The organism is Streptomyces sp. NBC_00370, from assembly GCF_036084755.1.
GTDB lineage: Bacteria > Actinomycetota > Actinomycetes > Streptomycetales > Streptomycetaceae > Streptomyces.
Genome location: NZ_CP107968.1, coordinates 192,426 through 208,946, shown reverse-complemented (window position 1 = coordinate 208,946; position 16,521 = coordinate 192,426). Strand labels below are relative to the sequence as shown.

General features: G+C 68.5%; 17 protein-coding genes. 6 read left to right on the top strand and 11 right to left on the bottom strand.

The features are described from left to right. Window positions 1–4: 4 nt before the first annotated feature. Both OHS57_RS00945 and OHS57_RS00940 read right to left on the bottom strand, forming a co-directional pair. The gene (locus OHS57_RS00945) at window positions 5–856 is read right to left on the bottom strand and encodes an NmrA family NAD(P)-binding protein (RefSeq protein ID WP_328580584.1); all 852 of its coding nucleotides are present in this window, start codon (window positions 854–856) and stop codon (window positions 5–7) included. 49 nt (window positions 857–905) lie between these two features. Next, the gene (locus tag OHS57_RS00940; protein ID WP_328580583.1) at window positions 906–1,622 is read right to left on the bottom strand and encodes an SDR family NAD(P)-dependent oxidoreductase; all 717 of its coding nucleotides are present in this window, start codon (window positions 1,620–1,622) and stop codon (window positions 906–908) included. An 82-nt stretch (window positions 1,623–1,704) separates the two neighbouring features. Here OHS57_RS00940 and OHS57_RS00935 point away from each other — a divergent pair, with 82 nt between their 5' ends. Beyond that, window positions 1,705–2,337 carry a TetR/AcrR family transcriptional regulator gene (locus OHS57_RS00935; protein WP_328580582.1) on the top strand — a complete coding sequence of 211 codons (633 nt, stop codon included), beginning with the start codon at window positions 1,705–1,707 and terminating at the stop codon, window positions 2,335–2,337. A gap of 486 nt (window positions 2,338–2,823) precedes the next feature. Here OHS57_RS00935 and OHS57_RS00930 read toward each other — a convergent pair whose 3' ends face one another. The 4 genes from OHS57_RS00930 to OHS57_RS00915 form a co-directional block, all read right to left on the bottom strand. After that, window positions 2,824–3,771 (bottom strand): class I SAM-dependent methyltransferase, encoded by a 948-nt coding sequence (locus OHS57_RS00930; RefSeq protein ID WP_041999875.1) that lies wholly within the window; start codon window positions 3,769–3,771, stop codon window positions 2,824–2,826. 181 nt (window positions 3,772–3,952) lie between these two features. Further along, window positions 3,953–4,396, bottom strand: coding sequence for a MarR family winged helix-turn-helix transcriptional regulator (locus OHS57_RS00925; RefSeq protein WP_328580581.1), 444 nt, complete (start codon window positions 4,394–4,396; stop codon window positions 3,953–3,955). Window positions 4,397–4,578: 182 nt separating this feature from the next. Next, a complete protein-coding gene (locus tag OHS57_RS00920; RefSeq protein WP_328580580.1) occupies window positions 4,579–4,860 on the bottom strand; it encodes a hypothetical protein in 282 nt (93 codons plus the stop codon). A gap of 68 nt (window positions 4,861–4,928) precedes the next feature. Next, on the bottom strand, window positions 4,929–6,731 hold the full coding sequence (locus OHS57_RS00915) for a pentapeptide repeat-containing protein (protein WP_328580579.1): 1,803 nt from the start codon (window positions 6,729–6,731) through the stop codon (window positions 4,929–4,931). Window positions 6,732–7,071: 340 nt separating this feature from the next. Between OHS57_RS00915 and OHS57_RS00910 the strand changes: the two genes are divergently transcribed. Both OHS57_RS00910 and OHS57_RS00905 read left to right on the top strand, forming a co-directional pair. Continuing rightward, window positions 7,072–7,194: a hypothetical protein gene (locus OHS57_RS00910; protein WP_328580578.1), complete on the top strand. Its 123-nt coding sequence runs from the start codon at window positions 7,072–7,074 to the stop codon at window positions 7,192–7,194. 129 nt (window positions 7,195–7,323) lie between these two features. Next, window positions 7,324–7,449: a hypothetical protein gene (locus tag OHS57_RS00905; RefSeq protein ID WP_328580577.1), complete on the top strand. Its 126-nt coding sequence runs from the start codon at window positions 7,324–7,326 to the stop codon at window positions 7,447–7,449. A gap of 14 nt (window positions 7,450–7,463) precedes the next feature. Here OHS57_RS00905 and OHS57_RS00900 read toward each other — a convergent pair whose 3' ends face one another. Both OHS57_RS00900 and OHS57_RS00895 read right to left on the bottom strand, forming a co-directional pair. Then, the gene (locus OHS57_RS00900) at window positions 7,464–7,625 is read right to left on the bottom strand and encodes a hypothetical protein (protein ID WP_328580576.1); all 162 of its coding nucleotides are present in this window, start codon (window positions 7,623–7,625) and stop codon (window positions 7,464–7,466) included. A gap of 94 nt (window positions 7,626–7,719) precedes the next feature. Next, complete coding sequence (locus OHS57_RS00895; RefSeq protein ID WP_328580575.1) at window positions 7,720–8,112, bottom strand: winged helix-turn-helix transcriptional regulator; 393 nt, start codon at window positions 8,110–8,112, stop codon at window positions 7,720–7,722. A 177-nt stretch (window positions 8,113–8,289) separates the two neighbouring features. On the opposite strand from OHS57_RS00895, the gene OHS57_RS00890 reads away from it, so the two are divergent. After that, the gene (locus OHS57_RS00890; RefSeq protein ID WP_328584982.1) at window positions 8,290–9,024 is read left to right on the top strand and encodes an alpha/beta hydrolase; all 735 of its coding nucleotides are present in this window, start codon (window positions 8,290–8,292) and stop codon (window positions 9,022–9,024) included. Window positions 9,025–9,204: 180 nt separating this feature from the next. Here OHS57_RS00890 and OHS57_RS00885 read toward each other — a convergent pair whose 3' ends face one another. From OHS57_RS00885 to OHS57_RS00875, 3 genes are all read right to left on the bottom strand, one after another. Continuing rightward, window positions 9,205–11,646 (bottom strand): GH92 family glycosyl hydrolase, encoded by a 2,442-nt coding sequence (locus tag OHS57_RS00885; RefSeq protein WP_328580574.1) that lies wholly within the window; start codon window positions 11,644–11,646, stop codon window positions 9,205–9,207. A 275-nt stretch (window positions 11,647–11,921) separates the two neighbouring features. After that, the gene (locus tag OHS57_RS00880) at window positions 11,922–12,176 is read right to left on the bottom strand and encodes a hypothetical protein (protein WP_328580573.1); all 255 of its coding nucleotides are present in this window, start codon (window positions 12,174–12,176) and stop codon (window positions 11,922–11,924) included. 1,132 nt (window positions 12,177–13,308) lie between these two features. Then, window positions 13,309–14,784: an FAD-dependent oxidoreductase gene (locus OHS57_RS00875; RefSeq protein WP_328580572.1), complete on the bottom strand. Its 1,476-nt coding sequence runs from the start codon at window positions 14,782–14,784 to the stop codon at window positions 13,309–13,311. 76 nt (window positions 14,785–14,860) lie between these two features. Between OHS57_RS00875 and OHS57_RS00870 the strand changes: the two genes are divergently transcribed. Continuing rightward, window positions 14,861–15,475 (top strand): TetR/AcrR family transcriptional regulator, encoded by a 615-nt coding sequence (locus tag OHS57_RS00870; RefSeq protein WP_328580571.1) that lies wholly within the window; start codon window positions 14,861–14,863, stop codon window positions 15,473–15,475. A 421-nt stretch (window positions 15,476–15,896) separates the two neighbouring features. Further along, window positions 15,897–16,490 carry a DinB family protein gene (locus OHS57_RS00865; RefSeq protein ID WP_328580570.1) on the top strand — a complete coding sequence of 198 codons (594 nt, stop codon included), beginning with the start codon at window positions 15,897–15,899 and terminating at the stop codon, window positions 16,488–16,490. Window positions 16,491–16,521: the final 31 nt, after the last annotated feature.

Sequence of the window (16,521 nt, the reverse complement as noted above, 5' to 3'; positions counted from 1 at the left end):
CGGCTCAGGCGAAGGCCGCGGCGCGTTCGGTGATGAAGGTGTGCAGGCTGCGCGGGGCGGTGCCGGTGAGGGTCGCCACGTCGCCGGTCAGCCAGGCTGCGTCGCCGTCGGCGATCAGACCGAACGCTTGGGCGTTGGAGATCGCGACGGGTTCTGGGACGCTCGCCTTGATCATCGCCGCCCGGTGTTCGTCCGGACTGATCTGGCGGTACTCGATCTCGTGTCCCAGTGTCGCGGAGAGTTCTTTGGCGATGTCGATGTAGGTGATGAGGGCAGGGCCGGTGAGCCGGTAGGTGCGGCCCGCGTGCTCGGCCGGCGCGGTGGCGATGGCCGTCGCGGCGGCGGCGACGTCCCGGGCGTCGATCATCCCGACCTGTCCGTCGCCCGCCGACATCACAAAGCCCCGCGTCTGTCGGATCATCGGGGCCAGCGCGAGCAGGTTCTGCAGGTACGCGTTCGAGCGCAGCAGCGTGTGCGCCACGCCGGTGGCCGCGAGGTGCGCCTCGATCCGCGCCTGTCCACGCCGCCGGTCGACCGGGGAATCGGCTGACGCCTTGCTGGTGATCTTGACAATGTGCGATACACCCTGCCGGACCGCGCTGTCGATGACCGCGATCTCCTGGGCCGGCACGGCCGGGCTGACCAGCACGACGGTGTCGATGCCGTGCAGGGCCGCGTCCAGTGTGTCCGGGAGGTCGAAGTCGCCGGTGACGATCTCGATCTCGTCGGCGAGGCCGGTGCGGTTCGTCACACGGTCCGGGTCGCGGACCAATGCCCGGGCGGGCTGGTGCCTTGCGGACAGCAGCTGCACGGCTTCTGACCCGACCGTGCCGGTCGCGCCGGTAACCAGAATCATGTTGTTTCCCTCAAGTTTGGTCGATTGCTGCAAGGACAGTGACGAACGGTCAGAGCGTGGCGACGCGGCCCGCGTCAACGGCGAGGACGGCTCCGGTGATCGGCCGGGCGTCCTCACCCGCGAGGTAGACGATGACGCGGGCGACCTCGTCGGGTTCGTTCGCCCGGCCCAGCGGGCTGGCGGCCGCGAGGGTGTCGAGCAAGTCGCCCATGCTCTGGGTGATCTCGGTCCGGCTGGGTCCGAGCGCGACGGCGTTGACGCGCACGCCGGCCGGGCCGAATTCGGCCGCCCAGGAGCGGGTCAACGCCTCCAGGGCCGCCTTGCTCGCCCCGTAGGCGGCCATGTCCTCGGCCCCACGGGTGGCGACCATGGTGGAGACGTTCACAATCGCCCCGCGACCACGTGCGGCCATCTGCGGAGCCAATGCCGCGGTGAGGAAGAACGGGGCCCGGACGTTCACCGCGCTCATCGTGTCGAAGGCCGCGTCGGTGGTCTCGGCGGTCGGGCCCAACTCCCAGTAGCCGGCGTTGTTGACCAGTACGTCCACCTCGCCGGCCTCGGCAGCCAGGCGTCGCACTTCCTCGGGTGCGGCGAGATCGGCGCGAATGAAGCGCCCGCCGGTCTCGGCGGCGACCTCCTTGCCCCGGTCCTCGTCGCGGCCGGTGATGATCACCGAGGCACCGCGCCGGCTGAACAGTTGCGCGGTCGCCCGGCCGATGCCCGAGGTTCCACCCGTGATCAGGACCGTTGTCAACTCAGTACTCACTCGCCACCCCTTAGATTGGATCGACCTATCCAATCTAAGGCGGGTAGGATTGGATAGGCAAGTCCAGTCTTGAGGGGGTTCAATGCCGACACGAGCAGCGCCGCAGGAGGAGCCCAGCACGCGGAAAGGGCGTGAGACGCGCGAGCGGATCGTCGCGGCCGCAGCCGACCTCATGTACCGCCGCGGCGTGGCGGGCACCAGCACCCCCGCTGTCCGCGATGCCGCCGGCGTCAGCTCGTCGCAGATCTATCACTACTTCGCCGACAAGGACGACCTCACCCGCGCGGTCATCGCATTCCAGTCCGAGGCGATCCTGTCCCACCAAGCACCGCTGCTGGCCAGGCTCGACAGCATCGAGGCGCTGCGGTCATGGCGCCAGGTGGTGGTCGACGCCGCCCGCCGGCAGAACGGGGCCGGGGGCTGCCCGCTGGGCACCCTGTCCAGCGAGCTGTCCGACGACCATCCGTGGGCGCGCGACGCTCTGGCCGCCAGCTTCACCATGTGGTCCGAAGCGATCCGCGCCGGCCTGGCCGCCATGGTCGACAACGGCTCCCTGCGGCCGGAGACCGACGCGAGCACGCTGTCCCTCGCCTTGTTGGCGGCAGTGCAGGGCGGGCTTGTCCTCGCGCAAGCACAGCACACCACCGAGGCCCTCGAAGCGGCCCTCGACGCCGTGATCACCCACATTCACGACCACGCCGTACCGCCGGCCTGAACGTGCAGTTCGGCTCTGCCCGATTCGCGCAGAAGCGCCACCCGCCGCACCCTGGGGCGTCTCGGGTCCAGTCGCCGATCGACGTGCTGTTGATCCGAAAGAGTGCGGGTCCGGGCACCTTGGCGGTGTCTGCGCCACCTGGCGCGGGACGCGTGGCATCTGGCGCCTTCAGGCCGGGAGGCTCTGGTCATACCGTCAGCTGGGCAAAACGGTCGGTGCGCACCAGGTGCTCGTCGTGGAACCGCTCCGTCGCGGGGCACGGACGAAACGCGGACGAGCACCAGCTTCTCCCCGAACGCCCTCGTTGAGTCAGCGGCCAGGGCATCCCGATGAACCGGGATCGCGGAGTGGTCCTCCCGAAGCCCTGGGTAAGGACCACTCCGCGACCACCAAAATGAGGAACGGCCCTGAAGCGGCGGAAACGTGGACGCGACACCTCCTTCGGCGGAAGCGCCGCGGGGTGTCGGTCACCGCTCGACCGCTTGGTTACGACACGGACGCGGCGTGCTTCGGGCGGCGGCCGGCCACGAGTACCGGGCCGCCTGGCGCCGTGGCAATCTGGCGCAGGTCCTGGAACCCCAGGTCGCTCAGCGCCTGTTTCATCCGGTGTGAGGTCGTCGCGCTGCCGCCGTTGCGCGCCGCAGTCCAGTCGGCGACGGCTGCGAGCAGCGGCTCGGGCGGTGCCGGGTTGGTGCCGGCCACCAGCCATCCTCCGTCCGTGAGGGCAGCCGTCACGTGAGGGAGGCAGGCGTTCAGCGCGTCGTCGGACAGGAAAGGTGCGGGCAGCCAGATCAGGTCGTAGAGATCCCGTTCGCGCAGATCGACAGCATCCTGATGCCGCACCTCGACTCGGTCGGCGGACTCCGGTCCAGCCTTGACCAATTCCTGGCCGGCCAGCCGGATCGCTCGCTCCAGGCTGTCGATCCCGGTCACATGGACGTGCGGCAGGTCCTGGGCCAGCGCGAGGGCGAGCGCGCCGGTCCCGGTGCCGATGTCCAGAATGCGGCTGCCCGTGGTGGCGAGTCGGTCGGCGAGTCCCGGCAGGGAGGGCACGAGACGCGTGGCGAGCGCGTGCCCGGTGCCCGCGGAGGCGCGTCCCTGATCGAGCAGTACGTTGTCGCTCTGCCCGTCCCACCCCGTGACGGCCTCGCCGGCGGCGGCGGCGACCGCCTGCCGCATCGAACTGAGCCGGGCGGACGCCATGTTGGAGGAGGCGGGACCGAGCTGCAACACGGGGGCGGCTGTCGCCTTCCCCCCGTCCCGTCGCACGACGCCGGCCGCTTCCAGCACTGCGGTACGCGCCGGGTCCGCCGCCAGAGCCTCCTCCAGTGAGCTCGTCCCGGTCTCCCGTAAGGTCGCGACCACCGCGGCCATCGCCCACACCTGACCTTCCAGTAGGGCCACCGGATCGCTCTGCTCGATGTTGTCGTTCATGACTCACTCCTTGTTTGAAAGACCGCGTTGGCAGCCACGCGCCCTACCGTCAGAATAACTGACGAATAAGTCAATCAAGCTGACTACATCACGGTGGAGTCGAAGCTTGTCGGCGCCCACCGCCCCGGCGGCCCGGGGCGAACCGGGGGCCGGGGGGTGGGGCGGCTCGGCGCGGTCGGGGCTACCGGGCGTAGGGGTCGGTGATTTCGCGGAGCTGGTCCAGGATCTGGTGCAGCAACGTGAAGTTGCGGGTGCCCAGGTAGGCCTTCCACTCCGAGAGGATCTCGTCGAGTGTCGCCGAGGCCACTTCGACTGCCCGCCGGCCGCGCTCCTCGATCACGATCAATCGGGCGCGCCCGTCCGTGGGGTCGGGGACCCGGCGGACGTAGCCGAGGCGTTCCAGTTGGTCCACCAGTACGCCGGCGCTCTGTTTGCTCATTTGTGCCTGGTCGGCGAGGTCCGTGAGGCGCGAGCCGTCCGGGGCGACGCGTTGGAACACCCGGCACTGGGCGAGGGTCCAGTCGTCGAACCCGGCGTCCTGCAGGGCCCGGAACATCCGATCCTCGGTGTACCGGTACGGGATGAACAGCGACGTCCCCAGATTGACCCGCTGCTCGTCGTCCATAACCACTTTCGGCTCCGTCGCCCACCTGATCCCACGAGGTTCACACCCTACGACAACCGCCGCCGGGCCGGATCGCCCGCCGATCCTGGCCTCAGCCTCGGGCTCGGTGGCGCGCCCGACTGCGCGCTCGCCATGTTCCGCACGCGCCCGCCCCCTCGGCCGCCGCACGCGGGTTGCGGTTGTCATGGCGTCGCTATATCAGTAAAGTAGTCAATATTACTGACTAAATTGGTTGTCGACACGATGGAGGAACAGGCGGTGCGGCCCACGGCCGAACAAGGCAGAGAGAACGCAGGTAGCGCGCTGACATCGACATCAAGCCCGGCGGGCGGCAGTTGCTGAACATCGCCGCGCAGGGCCTGGGCGAGCACTACTTCCGCGACAACGGCCGCCGCGCCCACGAGGCCCCCCGGGAACGTATTTCCAGGTGCCTGCTCCCGTTCGCCTGCATCCGCCACGGTCATGCACTCATCTCACGGCCACACCGCCCGGCGACGCGGGGAACCCTGCACGGCAGGACCGTTGCCGGCTGTCAGCGTTTGATGCGGCTGCGGACAGCAAGGGCCGCGAGACCAAGGAGGACGGGCTCGGTAAGGCGGGACGCCATCTCGGTGTAGGTGCCGGTGGTCGTGAGGCCCTGGCCGGAGGAGCGGAAGACCACGGAGTTGACGACGACACGCAGACTTTTCTCAAATCGTCCACTGGTCAGTCGGCGATGAAGCGGGCCTGTGGGATTGGCCGGGTCGGCATTCGTGGTGGTGAGTACGACGTGTCGACCGGTGAGGTCGCCGGTGCTGCGCGTGGGGGTGTCGCCTTGGGGCAGGCCCCAGAGCATCATGAGAAGCACTGTCAGTGTCATGGCGGCCAGGAGCCAGCCCAGAGCGCGGGATGCGCGCAGGCCGTAGCCGGACAGGGCCCAGTAGAGGGTCAACAGCCTCCGTTCGCCGCGAGGAATGTCGTCGGCGTGACGGCGCATCTCCATCTCGCCGTAGTAGAAGTCGGCCGCACCGGGCTCGTGTTTGCCGTCTTCGAACGACTTGCGCAACTGCCGGTACACCGGGGCAAGGGCCGCCGGCGTCAACACCTCTCGCCCCTGGGGAGCTGGCTCCCAGCCGTCTGCGCCCACCTGTCGTGAGGCCCGCCAGTGGTGTTCTTCTGCCAGTGTCCGCCGTGGTGTCCACCGCACCGGCCACACGCCGCGCCGTCGGAGACCGGCGGGGGCGGTGGCCAGACGGTACTGCCCTTCCAACCGCACCTGGTCGAGATGAACCGTGCCCGAGAACAGACAACGGGACAGGTCCATGTCGGTGAGCACCAGGTGCGCGGCGTCCACGCCCTGCAGGGAGGTCACCTGGGCCTGCGGGTCGGCATCGGCGAACGCGCCAGCCCCCGTGGCAGGCGGCCGACGGCGGGCGGCGATCGTCAAGGGATGGTCGAAGACCGCGTCACTCAGGTCCACTTCGGCGTAGCGAACCCAGACCCTGGCGGTATCCAGCCAGTGAGTCCGACGGCATACGAGCGACTTCGCGTCGATCTCGACCCTGATCGGAGACCCGAAGGTGGCCTCCGACAAATCCACCCGGTCGCCACGCAGCGGTCCCAGGAACGCAGCTCTCTCGAAAGACGCCGAGCGGAACTCGGCCTCACCGGCGAAGGCAGCCCATTCGAACACGACGTTGCCGGTGAAGGTGGCGGACCCGAAGTGCGCGTCCTGGCTGAAGGCCGTAGTGAGGAACCAGGCGGCGCCGGTGAAGTTGGCAGAGCTGAAGTCGGCATTCGCCATGAAATTCCCGTGGGTGAACCAAGCCTTGCCGGTGAAGGTGACCGGGGTGAACCAGGCGTCACGAGCGAAGGTGGCCGATTCGAACAAGGCGTCGCCGGAGAACGTGGCGGAGTTGAACACTGCATCGCCGTTGAAGGTGGCCGAGTCGAACGATGCCTCGCCGTTGAAGGTGGCCGAGTCGAAAATGGCTTGGCCCGTGAAAGTGGCCGAGTTGAACCATGCGTCGCCTGTGAAGGTCGCCGAGTCGAAGAAAACGTCGCCGGTGAAAGTGGCCGAGTCGAACCGGGCGGCACCGATCCTCAAGTGGCCGGTACCGGGCTCGGTGAACTGTGCGAGTACGTCGTCCAGGAGGCTCGAGCTGATGGTGACGCCGCACAGGTTCAACTCCCCGCCTGGCGCGAGGGATCCCAGATACGCGGTGCGTTCGGCCGGAGCGGCGTGTGCGAGACAGTTCGCCGATCCGGGGATGGTGATGCCACGGCACCCCACCGGATCCCCCGTGGACGAGTCATATCCGCAATGAGGCCAGCCGGGCGGTGAGGTTGTCGTCATGCACAGGTGTGTAGCTCTTCACAGATGAGCCGTGGGTACGGTCCGTCAACCTGTTACAACTCTGCGGCACGCTATCTGTTCAGGCATGGCTCGGATAGCCCGTGTGCATTCGGGACTTCGGTTCCTGACCTGAGATGCGCAATCGGTGCACACTGGCTGCGCACGGCGCGGAGCTTCTGGAAGGGCGGCGCCATGGAACGGGATGCGGGGGAGCACACGCCGTGTTCCTCAACCCTGGTTCTCCCGCGGTGGTCTGCATCTAGAGTCATTGGGAGCTGTGCTGACCGAGTTGTTCGATTCCATCACCCGGGGGAAATTGCCTATGCGTACTATGGCTCGCTTGTCCGCCGGCCTGCTGGCTGCCGCCGCGCTCACGGTGGGCTTCATGCCCGGCGCCTCCGCCGCAGAGCCCACCGGCATCACCCAGTTCACCACCCTCTGCATGGGCGGCTGTATCCAGTAGGACGCTCCGCACCGGATAGCTGTCTGAGGGAATTGGAAGGCCCGCCCGAAACTACTGGGCGGGCGCTCTGCTGTGCCCTGCAGCACCGCCCGAACTGGACGTTTCCGGCCGCCGCCTGCCGCTCTCGCCGTGCCGGGTCCGGGCCAGGGCTCCTACGAGGGCGACGAGCAGGTCCTGCTCGTCTCCTTCAACGACCCGCACGCCGACGCCGTCGCCCTGCACCGCGTCGGCATCGACGCTGCCGTCGCTGCGTGAGCCCGCCGCATCATCTACACCAGCCACCAGGGGGCCGGAGCGGACAGCCCGTTCCACACCCGGCCTTCGGCTGTCTGCTGGGCCCGTGGCAGCAGACCGGCAATATCATCGCCCCGGCCGACGGAACCCGTCTCCTGGACCGACCGCGCCGATGCCGCCGAAGCGGCAGCCGTCATCCTCGTCGTCGACCCCGGACCGTCGCCGGCCAGCTCGCAGCGGACAGCGACGCTGCTTCGACGCAGGCGCCGATCAGCGTGGTCAGGGCAGCGATCAGTCGTGCGTTGCGGCGTCGGCGCGGGTGTCGTACTCGGCGCGCGCGGAGTCGATGAGCGCCAGGTGTTCGGCACTCCACTCCAGGAGGGGCAACGTGGCCTCACAAAGCGTGCTGCCCATCGGGGTGAGCGCGTAGCTGACGTGGGGCGGCATGGCGTTGTGGACGGTGCGGGTGAGGATGCCGTCCCGTTCCAGATTGCGCACGGTGACGGTGAGCATGCGCTGGCTGATTCCGTCGACGGTGCGCTTGAGTTCGGAGAAGCGCTGCGGCCCTTCTCTGAGGTTGCACACGACCATAAGTGACCACTTGTCCCCGACCATGCCGAGGACGACGCGGAGCCGACTCGCGTCCTGCTGCTCCGGAACCGGCTCACTGTCCGTCACGGTCATCGTTACCTCCAAGGAACCATGGCACGGGAATGTGCCCTATTGCCCGGTCAGGGTCGGGCACACCATGATGATTGTGGTTCCCAAAGGGAACCGAGACGTGAATCGTAACCGCTGTTTTGTCGGTGCATCTCGATGCCTCGATGCCTCGACGCCTTGAGAAAGAAGATCGTTCCTGTCATGTCAATATTTCTACTGGTTCACGGTGCTTGGCACAGTGGACAGTCCTGGGAGCGCGTGGTTCCGCCGCTGGAGTCGGCCGGACATCGTGTGCTCGCTCCGTCGCTGACCGGCTACGGCGACAAGGCGCATCTGCTCAGCCCTGAAGTAGGACTCGACACGCACGTCGACGATGTCGTCCGGCTGATCGACGAAGCGGACCTCAGCGACGTAGTGCTCGTGGGCCACAGCTACGCGGGGGCGGTCATCTCGTCCGCAGCCAACCAGGTGCCGGACCGGATCGCGCACCTGGTGTACGTCGACTCGATGGTCCCTCAGGACGGCGAGACCCCGCTCGACACCCTGCCCGAACTGCAGGGCCTGATCGACCTGGCCGCGGAATCCGGTCGCCCGTGGCTCATTCCGCCGCCCCCGGAACAGCCGCCCCCGCTCGGCCTGTTCGGAGTGACCGACCCGGCCGACGTCGCGTGGCTGCGCACGGTGATCTCGGATCACCCGGTGCGCTGCATCCAGCAACCGGTCCGGTTGGACAACCCGGCTGCGAACGCGATCCCGCACACCCACATCCGCTGCAACGGCGGGAACGCGGAAGGCTTCACGCTGCCGCCCGTCCCCGCGCTACAGCCCAACGGTTCTCCGGCGCGCGTGTGGGAACTGCCGACCGGTCACGACTGTATGGTCACCATGCCCGGCGAGCTGAGCGAGTTGCTTCTCAAGGCTGCCGTCAGTCCCTGACACTCGCAGAGGATGTCCGGGCGCTCGGCCGGCCTCTGGCAGCGCGTTCCGCTGCGGTTGTGGCCTGCGAGGGTCAGGGAGCGGCCTGTTGGTCTTCCCGTTTGCCGGTGCAGGTCTGTTCGTGGTCGCCGCGTGCCGCGGCCCCTTCCGGCGCGCACGGCCGGAAGGGGCTCGGGAGGGTCAGGCTCGGTGGCTGTTCTTGCCGAAGGAGGGCGGGGCGTCGGTCGGGTCGCTGCCCCAGTGCCGGTCCGGTGTCGCCGCGAGGGAGAAGTCGAGGCGGCCGCCGGTGTGCGCGAAGGTGGCCGGCAGCCACGGCTTCGTGGAGCGGCGGCCGTCGACGCGTAGCCCCCGCACGTACGGCGCGTTCCGTGCGGCGTGGGGTGCGTGCACCTCGATGGTGCGGCCCGAGCCGAGTCGTACGGTGGCGGCGCGGAACAGCGGGCTGGCGAGGACCAGTTCGGCCCGTCCCGGCACCTGCGGGAACATGCCGAGTGCCGACCACACGTACCAGGCGCTCATCGTGCCGAGGTCGTCGTTGCCCGGCAGCCCGCCTGCCTCCGGGGTATACAACTCCGTCATCGCGCGGCGTACGACCTCCTGCGTGCGGTACGGCGCGCCCGCGTACGCGTACAGGTAAGGGGCCGGGATGTTCGGTTCGTTGCCCATCCAGGCGTACGGCTTGTCCATCCCGGCGTTGAGCTGGGTGAAGAAAGTGTCGAGGCGGGCGCGGACGGCATTGTCGCCGCCGAGTGCGTCGAAGAGGCCGCGCACGTCGAAGGGCACCATCCAGGTGTACTGCGCGGCGTTGCCCTCCACGAAGTTCGCGGGGCTCGCCGGGTCGAAGTCCGCGACCCAGGAGCCGTCGGCGTTGCGCCCCTGTACGTAGCCGGTCTTCGGGTTGAACAGCTTGCGCCAGTACTGTGCGCGCTGGTCGAAGGTCCGCGCGGTGCGCATGTCCCCGGTCTGCCGGGCGAGTTCTGCGATGGCGAAGTCGGCGGTGTTGTACTCCAGCGAGGTGGAGACCGAACCGTAGTGGTACTGCTCGTACGTCCGGTCGGCCGGCAGGTAGCCGAACTTCTGGAAGTCCTCGATGCCGGGCCTGATCCTGTTCGCCTTCGTGGCCTGCGCGACGAGCGCGTCGAGCGCTGCCCGCGTGTCGAAGTCCCTGGCCCCGAAGGCGTAGGCCTCGGCGAAGATCGGCGCGGCCGGGTCGCCGACCATGATGTACGACTCGTCGTTGGCGAGCGACCACTTGGGCAGTTGGCCGCCCTGTGCGTAGTCGTTCACCATCGACTGCATCATGTCGCTCGTCTCGCGCGGCGCGAGCATGGCGAGCAGTTGGATCTGGGAGCGGTAGACGTCCCAGCCCGAGAAGTTCGCGTACTGCGCGTGCCCGCGTCGCGTGCGGTGCGTCTTGCCGTCGAAGCCCGTGTACTCGCCGTTCGCGTCGGAGAAGACGTTGGGGTGCAGGAAGCAGTGGTAGAGCGCGGTGTAGAAGGTCGCGAGGTCCGCGGGCTCGCCGCCGTCGACGCGGATCGCTCCGAGCTGTTCGTTCCACGTGGCTCGGGCCCGTGCGCGCTGGGCCTTGAAGCTGCCGTGGTTCTCCGCGCGCAGGTTGGCGCGCGCGGCGGCCACGCTGGTGAAGGAGATACCCACCCGGGCCTCGGCCACCGGCCCGTGGAAGGTGACGTACGCGCCGCAGCCGGCCGTGCCGGTACCGGCGGCGCTCGTGCCGGTGGCGAGACACACGCCCTCGCTCGTGTCGTCCGTGTCGCTCTGCTGCGCCTCGCACGACGCCTTCGAACCGCCGGGCTGCACGGAGTCTCCGCTCCAGGTGCCCCAGGTCTTGAACGGCTGGTCGAACTCGGCCCAGAAGTAGACCTGGTAGGAGTCGGCCGCGCCGCAGAACATGCCGCTCGTGGCCGAGCCGCTGAGCGTGTTGCGCCCTACTCGCACCTCGGCGGCGCTCGTTCCGGCCGCCGAGCCCGAGACGTCCACGAGCAGGCTCGCCGTCTTGCCGCGCGGATAGGTGAAGCGGCCCGTCCCCGCGCGCTGTGTCGCGGTGAACTCCGCCTTCGCGCCGTTGTCCAGGTGCACTCCGTAGTAGCCCGGTGAGGCGGACTCCGCGTCGTGGGAGAAGGCCGAGGCGTAGCGCTCGGGTGTCGTGGCGGGCGAGGAGGTCACCTCGCCGGGAAACGGCATGAACGGGAAGTCGCCGAGCGAGTCGCAGCCGCCGCCCGAGATGTGCGTCAGGCTGAAACCGCGGACGGTCGGGGCAGCCCAGGAGTAGCCGCCCGGCTGCTTCTCGACCGTGTCCGGCCCCCAGGTGAGCATCCCGAACGGCGCGACGGCTCCGGGGTGGGTGTTCCCGGCTTGCTGAGCGCCGAAGACGGAGGGGCTGTCCTTCTGGATCGCCGTGCCCACGAACGGGTTCACGTGCCCGGCCAGGTCCCTGGAGCCGCCCCCGGCGCCCGCGCCCTTCGCCGGGTCGGACACCGCGCCGGCCACGCCACCCAGCAGCGGTGACTGCGCGAGCGCCACGCCCGCGCCGGTCACGGCAAGACCCCGCAGGAACGTCTTGCGCGTCAGGTGGGGCCCGCCCAGAGGTGCGTCCTGTCCCATGCCGCTCTCCATCTCCACGCCCTGCCAGTCCGCGCGCCACCGTCCGAGGGCTCGTGTCTGACAACGTTGTCTAGGGCGCGGAGGCGACCTTTCCACTCGGTTGATCACAAGTCAATGGATGTAACCGGCACGGAAGCGGCACGGAAGCGGCGCGGAAGGACGGGTCGCCGACTCGGCCCTCACGTCCGCCCGGCGCCGTGAGAGTGGGAGTTCGCCACCGCTGTACACACCGCACGGGACGCCGCATCGGGCGTGTGAGCGGACGTGGAATGATCCTACTGGCCTACTGGTGTTCGGAGATGACTATGATCTGGCCGGAGTGCGGGCGCTGACAGGGCCTCGTACGCCTCGACCGTACGGCTCAACGGGAACGTGCTGCCGCTCTCCGCGAGAACCAAGGGCTTGCGTGCGTGCATTTCCAGTGCCGTCACGATGAGTTGGCGCAGCATGTCGAGGCTGTCCGGATAGGCGTTGCCGCCCCCGAGCTTGGTGACGAACAGCCCGCGCTCCCTCAGGCCGGTCAGGTTCACGGTGGCAACGCACCAGAAAGCTGGCCGTGGTTGATCCCCTCGGGCGCCGCGAGCTGCTGCTCGGCGCTCAGACCGCCGCGATGTGCTGGCCGCACAGCGCGCCGGGTCGCACTGCCGTGGCGGGGGTGCGAAAGCCTGCCTGTCGAGGCTCGCGGGCATCTGGTAAACGGCCCCGCCGGACAGCTCTCCGGGGGCGGACGAGAGGTGCCGAGCCGGTACAGGGTGGCCTGGGGCGGTGCGGGCACCGTACCGGGGCCGTGCCGGTCCTCAAGGACCTGATTGATCAGCGGCAACAGACCGTTGACGATGCCCTTGAAGCGCCGCGCCGGCGGCGCAGCACCTCGCGGACGGTAGCCACGACCCGTTCGACGGCGCGCCCTTTTGGGGCTGGCCCGGCGGGGAAGTGCCGCTACGGCCAGGACGGTCCAGAGGAGGCCGGGGAGAGGGGCTCAATTTTCGACGCTTGCACCGTGCCTCGTGCGAAGCGGGATCTGATGATCGGCGGTGCGCGCTTATCCCCGCAGGGTTCGGGTAGCAGGGCGCTATGACTGTCGTGAAGCGTGTTGCGCTTCCTCCTCGCGCGGTGCGTCAGCTGAGGCGCGTCCGTTCTGTCTACGCGGTGGGGACACTCCTGTCTGTGCTAGGCCTCGTCTTGCAGCAGGACAGGTCGGCAGGCCGCCAGGCCGGGATCGCAGGTGCCCTCCTGGCCGTATTTGCCGTCCTGCTGGCCTGGACTGTGGTGCAACTGTGGCGCCACCACAAGGTCGGCCAATGCAGTACAGCTAAAAGGATGACCCGCACCATCTGACGCTCCACCGCCGACACCAGCTCGCCGAAGCCGCCGCCAGCTCGCTCTCGTCCTGCGCGGCCGCCGCCGCGACCCTGGCCTCGACGAGGACACGGTCCGCGCCGGGCTCGCGACGTACTGCTTTGGAGATCAGCGAGCCGAGGTCCACACGCGGCCTGCTGTCGGACTACCGCCGGTGGAGCCGTAGCGCTGCCAGAACGCAGGCACCACAGCCAACGGCTTGGTCATCGAGCTGATCCGAAACACCGAATCGTTGCCGACAGCACCCGCCGACCCACCCCGTGCTCGCATCCGTCCGTCAACCGGACAACCGCGCCCGGCACCTCACCGTCGGCGACCAGCCGATCTGCCAACGCCTGTAGTTTCTCCATGCCTGAGTACGGCGGGAAGATCACCGGCATCGGAGATGCACGCGATGTAGCCATCCGGGCGGATCAGCACCAGCGTGTGATCGCCTGCGCCGTAAGCACTCGCAAGGTGACCTTCAGTATCTACGAGGTCGCCCACGACCTGCAGGGTCCTGACACCAGCCGGCGGATCGATCCGAGGCCCGAAGTTCAGCAGCGTGAATCGCCCACCTCCGGTCAGCTCGAAGAGATGCCGCCATACGCCGTCTGTTGTCAACAGGTCAGTCGCATCCGGAGCGCGATCCCCAGCTCGGAGCTCGGCCGTCTCATCACGGTCGTCCCACACCAGGGCAGACCCACGATAGTTGAGGTTGAGCTGCCTAGTGTCCCCGTCGCTGCGGATCGGGATCCCCTTCGCCGCAAGCGTTTCCGCCAGCCGCGCATTCGACAGCGCGAGCACACCGGCCGCGATCGGCCGACGCTCGTCCTCGTAGCTGTCCAAGAGCGTAGGCGACGCAGCGAGCTTCCACCCAAGGTTGTACGCATCCTGAATGCCCGTATTCATTCCCTGCCCACCAGCAGGTGAGTGAATGTGCGCCGCATCCCCGGCCAGGAACACCCGCCCCTCGCGATACCGCTCGACGAGCCGGATGTTCGCCCGCCACAGCGTCACCCACTCCGGTTCACCCAGCCTGAGATCGCTGCGGCCACTCCGCCGTACCAAGATCTCCTGCAGATTCGCGAGCGTAAGGCCGGGATCCTGCCCCGGTCCAATACTCGCCTGATACTGAAAGAGATCCGTCGACGGGAGCGGACACAGCGCGACCATCCCCTCCTCATGTCGCCACATCTGCCACGCATCCCGGTCCGACCCAGCGACCCCGACGTCGGCAACGATCATCCGTACGTCGTCCAACGTCTCGCCCGCGAAGGCGATCCCGGCCTGCTTCCGTACGACGCTATGCCCTCCATCGCACCCGACCAGCCACCGCGCCTCGACCGTCTCCACCACGCCACCCCGTACGACGCTCGCGCTCACCCCATCGTCCGACTGCTGGAACCCGGTGAGCGCCGTACCGAACTCCACCGCACCCCCGAACTCGGCCAGCCGCAGCCGGAGCGCCTCCTCGATCCGCCATTCCGGCGTGATCAGCCCCGACTGATACGGAACATCCGGCCGTTCCTCGATCGGCTCACCCCCGCTCTTCTCGACCCGCCCATCAGACCCGATCGACCGGATCGGCGTCCCGACCCGCCCGTCGGCCAGCACCCGTTCGAGGATCCCGAGATCCTCGAACACCTCCAGCGTGCGTGGCTGAATCCCCTTCCCCCGCGAACCCGGCTGCGGCCCGGCCGCCGCCTCGATCAGCCGGAACGGCACCCCGTCCCGGGCCAGCACGCAGGCCAGCGTGAGCCCGGTCGGGCCAGCACCGACAATCAGAACCTCGGTCACCACGATCACCTCTCTAGAAAGCAATTCCTTTCTACTCCGGGTTGTCAAGAAAGGCAAACCTTTCTATGGTGAGTGGGTGACCCCACCCCGCCGCCGGTACGGCGCTGAGCTCGAAACCGCTCTCCTCGCGGCCGCCTGGGACGAGTTGAGCGAGACCGGGTACGCACGCCTGACGATGGAGTCGGTCGCCGTCCGCGCCCGCACGAGCGAACCCGTGCTCTACCGCCGCTGGTCCAACAAGGACGAACTCGTCCTCGCCGTCTTCGAACGCCACCGCAAGGACAACCCGATCACCGTCGACGACACCGGCGCCCTGCGCACCGATCTACTCGACTACCTGACGGCCGCGAGTCAAGCCCTGGCCGGCTTCCTCGCGATCGCCACCGCCGCCACCTTCTCCGGCTTCCTGGCCGACAGCGGCCTCACCCCCGCCCAGATCCGTACCAAGATCATGGACCCCGAAGCGCTCACCCGCGTCCGCACCATCTACCAACGCGCGAACGACCGCGGCGAACTGGACCTCACTCACATCCCCCCAGCCGTCCAGGACCTCCCCTTCGACCTGATCCGCCACGATCTGCTGATGCACCTGGAACCCCCCAGCCAAGCCCGCATCCGCGCGATCGTCGACGACATCACCCTCCCTCTCCTACAGCAGGGACCGATCTCGTACCAGGCCTCGCCGCGCTGAAGCCGGGGCAGGGTGGTCACCCAGACCGTGGACGTCGGCGGCGAGCGCCTTCAGGCGATTGTCGAGCCGGTGCTCCGCCTTGCCCGTCACGTCCACGCGACGCCAGGGGAGGGCCGTCGAACGGGCCTTGAGAACGAGAGCTTCGCTGTCGCGGCGTGGCAAGTCAGGACAACTCAATGAGCGTTCGGGGGATCGGGGACCGGGAGCCACGCCCTCGTCTCCTCGTGCCGGCGGAGAAGGGGTCCCCGCAACTCCGGCTGCGCGCCATCCAAGTCGAGCAGTGCGAGCCGAGCCTCATCGGCGAGTTCTTCACCCTGGGCCGGCCGGCTCGCGGCGTAGGCGGCCCCGTCGCCAGCTGATGCCTTCTGCGTAGCCGGGGAGGCCGCGCGAGCGGTCGGCAGGTGATGCGAGACTCGGCCTTATGAACCCCAATGATCCTAAAGAGGACCTGCACGGCTACCTCAAGGCGGCCCGTGAGGCCATCATCTGGAAGCTGGAGGGATTGTCCGAGTACGACAGCCGCCGCCCTCTGACGCCGACCGGCACCAACATCCTCGGTCTCGTCAAGCACCTCGCCAGCGTCGAGTTCGGGTACTTCGGCCCGACCTTCGGCCGCCCGCACAACGAATCGCTCCCTTGGGACGAGGAGGGGGCCGAGCCCAATTCGGACATGTGGGCACCCGCCGACGAGGCGCGCGAGGATATCCTCGGCCTTTACCACCGCGCCTGGGCGCACGCGGACGCGACGATCGAGGAGCTGCCGCTCGATGCGATGGGCCACGTCCCGTGGTGGGGTGACAACGGCGACGTGACGCTTCAGCGGATCATGCTGCATATGACGGCCGAGACGAACCGGCACGCCGGCCACGCCGACATCGTCCGCGAGCTGATCGACGGCAGGGCCGGCCTGCGGGAGACGAACAGCAACATGGATGGCGGCGACGAGGCCTGGTACCGGGAGTACTGGAACAGGCTGGAGGCGTCCGCGAAGGAGGCCCAGGCCAGGCCAAGCTGAGCTGAGTGCGTGCGGGGAGGTGGGGGCGCCG

Coding starts and splice junctions, on each gene's coding strand:
- OHS57_RS00865 (WP_328580570.1), top strand. CDS start 15,897: ATGAACCCCAATGATCCTAAAGAGGACCTGCACGGCTACCTCAAGGCG.
- OHS57_RS00920 (WP_328580580.1), bottom strand. CDS start 4,860: ATGACCGTGGCGGATGCAGGCGAACGGGAGCAGGCACCTGGAAATACG.
- OHS57_RS00885 (WP_328580574.1), bottom strand. CDS start 11,646: ATGGGACAGGACGCACCTCTGGGCGGGCCCCACCTGACGCGCAAGACG.
- OHS57_RS00900 (WP_328580576.1), bottom strand. CDS start 7,625: ATGACGGCTGCCGCTTCGGCGGCATCGGCGCGGTCGGTCCAGGAGACG.
- OHS57_RS00925 (WP_328580581.1), bottom strand. CDS start 4,396: ATGGACGACGAGCAGCGGGTCAATCTGGGGACGTCGCTGTTCATCCCG.
- OHS57_RS00930 (WP_041999875.1), bottom strand. CDS start 3,771: ATGAACGACAACATCGAGCAGAGCGATCCGGTGGCCCTACTGGAAGGT.
- OHS57_RS00890 (WP_328584982.1), top strand. CDS start 8,290: ATGTCAATATTTCTACTGGTTCACGGTGCTTGGCACAGTGGACAGTCC.
- OHS57_RS00935 (WP_328580582.1), top strand. CDS start 1,705: ATGCCGACACGAGCAGCGCCGCAGGAGGAGCCCAGCACGCGGAAAGGG.
- OHS57_RS00915 (WP_328580579.1), bottom strand. CDS start 6,731: ATGACGACAACCTCACCGCCCGGCTGGCCTCATTGCGGATATGACTCG.
- OHS57_RS00895 (WP_328580575.1), bottom strand. CDS start 8,112: ATGACCGTGACGGACAGTGAGCCGGTTCCGGAGCAGCAGGACGCGAGT.
- OHS57_RS00945 (WP_328580584.1), bottom strand. CDS start 856: ATGATTCTGGTTACCGGCGCGACCGGCACGGTCGGGTCAGAAGCCGTG.